Annotated in this window: 4 protein-coding genes; 2 read left to right on the top strand and 2 right to left on the bottom strand. The window is 59.8% G+C overall.

The window, feature by feature from the left end:
* Positions 1-1,019: chorismate synthase (aroC, locus tag PHD44_RS12265; RefSeq protein WP_300192138.1), on the bottom strand; the 1,019-nt coding region annotated here is incomplete at its 3' end.
* Positions 1,020-1,138: 119 nt separating this feature from the next.
* On the opposite strand from aroC, the gene PHD44_RS12260 reads away from it, so the two are divergent.
* Both PHD44_RS12260 and PHD44_RS12255 read left to right on the top strand, forming a co-directional pair.
* On the top strand, positions 1,139-2,728 hold the full coding sequence (locus PHD44_RS12260; protein WP_300192136.1) for an AMP-binding protein: 1,590 nt from the start codon (positions 1,139-1,141) through the stop codon (positions 2,726-2,728).
* The gene (locus PHD44_RS12255; protein WP_300192134.1) at positions 2,725-4,014 is read left to right on the top strand and encodes an alanine racemase; all 1,290 of its coding nucleotides are present in this window, start codon (positions 2,725-2,727) and stop codon (positions 4,012-4,014) included. The genes PHD44_RS12260 and PHD44_RS12255 overlap by 4 nt, the downstream gene beginning before the upstream one ends.
* Before the next feature lie 19 nt (positions 4,015-4,033).
* Here the strand turns inward: PHD44_RS12255 and tadA are convergent, their stop codons facing one another.
* The gene (tadA, locus tag PHD44_RS12250) at positions 4,034-4,501 is read right to left on the bottom strand and encodes a tRNA adenosine(34) deaminase TadA (protein ID WP_300192132.1); all 468 of its coding nucleotides are present in this window, start codon (positions 4,499-4,501) and stop codon (positions 4,034-4,036) included.
* Between the last annotated feature and the right edge of the window lie 246 nt (positions 4,502-4,747).

Below are 4,747 nucleotides of genomic sequence, written 5' to 3'. Positions count from 1 at the left end.
AGAGTAAGTGCCATCATGGCCTCGGCAATCGGTGTGGCGCGAATGCCGACGCAGGGATCGTGGCGACCTGTGGTAATCACTTCTGCCGCCGCGCCGGTAACATCCACGCTCTGGCCGGGCAAACGGATGCTGGATGTCGGCTTGAGCGCGATGTGGGCCACGATGTCCTGCCCGCTGGAAATGCCGCCGAGAATGCCGCCTGCGTGGTTGCTCAAAAAACCATCGGGGGTGATTTCATCGCGGAACTCGGTTCCCCGCGCGACCACGCAATCAAAGCCCGAGCCGATTTCCACGCCTTTGACCGCATTGATGCTCATCAAGGCATGGGCCAGTTCGGCATCGAGCCGATCGAACACCGGCTCGCCCCAACCGGGTGGGCAGCCTTTAGCCACCACAGTAACTTTGGCACCGACTGAATCGCCGGATTTGCGCAAATCATCCATAAAGGCTTCCAGTGCGGGGATTTGCGGTGCATGGGGCCAGAAAAACGGGTTGGTTTCGATCACGGAAGCATCAAAACCCTCCGCCTTGATCGGGCCGATCTGCGACAGATACCCCTGAATTTGTACACCGAACGATTCTCGCAACACTTTGCGCGCAATGGCACCCGCCGCCACGCGCATGGCGGTTTCCCGTGCGGAGGAACGGCCGCCGCCCCGATAATCGCGGATGCCGTATTTTTGCAGGTAGGTGTAATCGGCGTGGCCGGGGCGGAATTGATCGGCGATCTTGCCGTAATCTTTCGAGCGTTGATCGGTGTTTTCGATGACCAAGCCGATCGGTGTGCCGGTGGTTTTGCCTTCGAACACGCCCGATAGAATCTTGACCTCATCCGCTTCCCGCCGTTGCGTGGTGTGGCGCGATGTGCCGGGTTTGCGCCGATCAAGGTCGATTTGCAAATCCGCTTCGCTGATTTCGATGCCCGGCGGGCACCCATCCACAATCGCGCCCAGCGCAAGACCATGCGATTCGCCGAAGGTGGTTACCGTGAACAGTTTTCCAAACGTATTGCCGGACATGTGTGTCATCTCATTCTTGGGGCGCGAATCAAACCGATGCGGCAGCGCGCGCCTTGTTAAAATAAAGCTGCACCTATTATACGCATCCGCATACCCATCCGACCGAGAACACACGCACCATGCCGCCAGACCTGATTGCCCGCCTGATGCACCACGCTGAACATCGACCGCAGCGCATGGCATTGCGGGAGGGCGACCGTGAACTCAATTACGCCGAACTCTCCCGTCGCGTGCTGGCAATGGCGGCGGCGTTGCGCCAAGTGGGCATCAAGCCACAGGCGCGCCTGGTCGTGTGGGCGAACAAACGGCTGGAAACCGTGGTGGCGCTGTTGGCGGCACTGGCTGCGGATATCGTCTTCGTGCCCCTTCATCCTGCCCTGCGCGCACCGCAAGTACGGGACGTCTTCAATCGCGCACAGGCTCTTGGGCTGTTGGTGGATGCACCGCATGCAGCGGCCTTGGGTTTTTCTGAACCCTTCACGGGCCAACTGAGGTTTTCGCCACATCCGGATCGAATCCCGCACGATTTACCCGAAGCAGAGGCAAGCGCCCGTCCGCCGTCCCTGTCGAATGGCGATCCCGATCATCTCGCGGCCTTGCTGTACACCTCCGGCAGCACGGGTTTACCCAAGGGCGTGATGGTGACCCGCGCCAATCTGAATTGCGGGGCGAGCGCGGTAAGCCGGTATCTCGATTTGAACGCGAACGATGAGATAGTCGCCGTTTTGCCACTTTCATTCGATTATGGCCTCTCGCAACTGACGACCGCACTGACCGTCGGCGCGGGCGTCACGCTGCGGGACTACCTGCTGCCGAACGATCTGAAAAAACCCTTGCTCGAAGGCGGCATCACCGTATTGGCAGGCACGCCGGGCCTGCTGATTCCGCTGGCGCGTCAAGCATGGCTTACCGAGGCCCCGGCCCTGCGCCTGATCACCAACTCCGGCGGCAAACTGCCCGTGTCCACCGTGCGCGCCTTGCGATCGGCCCGCCCCCAGACGCAGATTTTCCTGATGTATGGCTTAACGGAAGCCTTTCGCGCCAGCTTCCTGCCGCCGGATGACGTAGATGCGCACCCGGATTCCATCGGGCGTGCGTTTGCTGGCAGTCATCTGGAACTGGTGGATGCCACCGGGCGCTTGCTCCCGGCGCACGAGGCGGGTGAAGGCGAACTGGTACAAGGCGGCCCACTGGTCACTGCCGGTTACTTCAATGATCCCGAAGCCACGGCCCTGCGCTTTCGTGAACCGCCAGCCGGTTGGCCGCATGCGGGCGATGAGCGGGTCGTTTATTCAGGCGACTGCATCCGGCGCGATGCACAAGGGCGTTTGTATTTTCTGGGCCGCATGGACGAGCAGATCAAGTCGCAGGGCATGCGCGTCAGTCCGGAAGAAGTCGAAAGTGTTGCCTTGCAGTTCGAGGGCGTTACCGAAGCGCTGGCGTTCGGGTATCAGACCGATGACGATAACACCCGCATCGGGCTTGTCGTGGCGCCGCAAACTATTGATACCGAAGCGCTTGATCGCTGGCTCAAGACGAGGCTCGCCCCCTTCCAGATGCCCGCGGCCATTGTGGCCGTCCATGCCCTGCCCCGCTCAAACAACGGCAAACTGGATCGACAGGCAAGCCGTACCCTGTTTCTGGATCGACTCGCTACACGCTTTGAAACACCAGCGCCGGGTCGGAATTCAGGCAAACTGGCGCCATGAAAAATCAAGCAGCAAAGTCGACTACCGGACTCGATGTGCTCCAACACTGTCTTGGCCCAGCCGCAGGTGCTTGGCCGCAGGCAAACGGACGACTGATACACGGCACGGAACCGCTGACGGAGTGGCTCAAGCGCAGCGGTCAATCGACACCGGCCTATGTCTATCATCTGGCCGCCATCGACCGGCAGGTTCAGGCCGTTCGCGCCGTATTGCCCGCGGATCTTCACCTGCATTACGCGATCAAAGCGAACCCGCATCCGGAAATCATCCAGCATCTGTCGCGGCAGGTAGATGGCTTCGATTGCGCCTCGCTGGCCGAGATGCAGCAGGTTGTCGCCATCGCGCCGGATAAGTCGGCACAGGCCAGTATCGCCGGGCCGGCGAAATCCGACGATGAACTGATCTTCGCCATCAGTTACGGCATCCTGATCAATGTCGAATCGGCCAACGAATTGACACGAATTTGGGGTTTAGCCGCCGAGAAGGGGAAACGCGCCCGCGTGGCCTTGCGGATCAATCCGCCGTTTGAGGTTAAAGGTTCGGGTATGAAAATGGGTGGCGGCGCGCGGCCATTCGGCATCGACAGCGAAGACATTCCCGCCCTGATTCGCCACTGGCAGGTGAACACGTCAGAATGGATTGATCTCGCGGGCTTTCATCTCTACACCGGATCGCAAAACCGCGATGCGACGGCACTTGGCGCGGGTTTGCGTGCAGCGCTGGATTTGATTATCGAATTGAGTCAGGGCTGCAACTTCACGCCACGGCATCTGAATCTCGGCGGCGGATTCGGTGTGGTTTACCATCCGCAGGACGCGCCGCTGGATTTGGCTACGCTGCAACCGGTACTGCACAAGATCAGCGCCACCGCGCAAGAACTATGGCCCGGCGTGCTGCTGAATCTGGAACTGGGACGCTATCTGGTGGCCAGCGCGGGCATCTACCTGACGCGCATCGTCGATAAAAAAACATCCCGCGGTAAAACCTATCTGCTCTGCGACGGTGGCATGCACCACCACCTCGCCCTTTCGGGCAATCTGGGTCAGATTTTGCGCCGCAACTGGCCGATTGTGTCTATCGATCAACTCAATGCGCCCTGCACTCATCCATTTGATCTCGCCGGCCCCTTGTGCACCCCGCTGGATGTGCTTGGTCAGAATCAGGAACTGCCGGAACTGGCCGTCGGTGATTTGATCGGCGTCCTGCAATCCGGCGCGTATGGCTTGAGTGCATCGCCCAACGGCTTTTTATCGCGCCCGACCTGCGGTGAGTATTTCTTCAAATAAGTAATACGGCCCCGAAGGCTCACGGCGCCCGCCTCATCTGAAAGAACGCTTGCAAGAGCGCCGCCGCTTCCTGCTCGCAAGGCCCCGTATCAACGATTACCGGATGGTGATGCCAGGGCGCGCGATTAAGATCAATCGCCCCGCCGCAAGCCCCCGCACGCGGATCGGGGGCGGCAAAAACCACTCGCGCAATCCGCGCATGGCTGATGGCCGCCATGCACATGGGGCACGGCTCCAACGTCACATACAGCGTGCAATCATCCAGCCGGTAATTGCCCAACGCCGTGCCTGCCGCACGCAACGCCAGCATCTCGGCATGCGCCGAAGGGTCATTCAGGCGGATCGGCGCATTGCGGCCCGTGGCGATCACCTCGCCTTGGCGAACCACCACCGCCCCGACCGGCACCTCGCCATCCGCAGCGGCAAGACGAGCCTCATTCAGAGCCTGCTGCATGAATTGGCGGTCGACGCTTGAATGTAGTTTCATATTTTCACAATACCAATTCAAATGCCTATCTTGAAGGAAACAACGGGCTTACATAGGAGCTCAGCAGAGCCAAATGAAAGTCCCAATACCGATGGTTATTGCTTGTCCGCTTTCTCTTGTGGGCACCTCGAAAAACCCCATCCATTCCCCACAGCATCCGGTAAAATTCGATTCATCTGACCACCATCTCTTTTGCTTCCAATGAAACGACGCAGCGCCATTAAGACCGACCTATTTGCCGACCAG

Origin of the sequence: Halothiobacillus sp. (assembly GCF_028710545.1) — a bacterium.
GTDB lineage: Bacteria > Pseudomonadota > Gammaproteobacteria > Halothiobacillales > Halothiobacillaceae > Halothiobacillus.
Note: the sequence above shows the minus strand (reverse complement) of the source record. Positions and strands in the feature narration are given on the sequence as shown.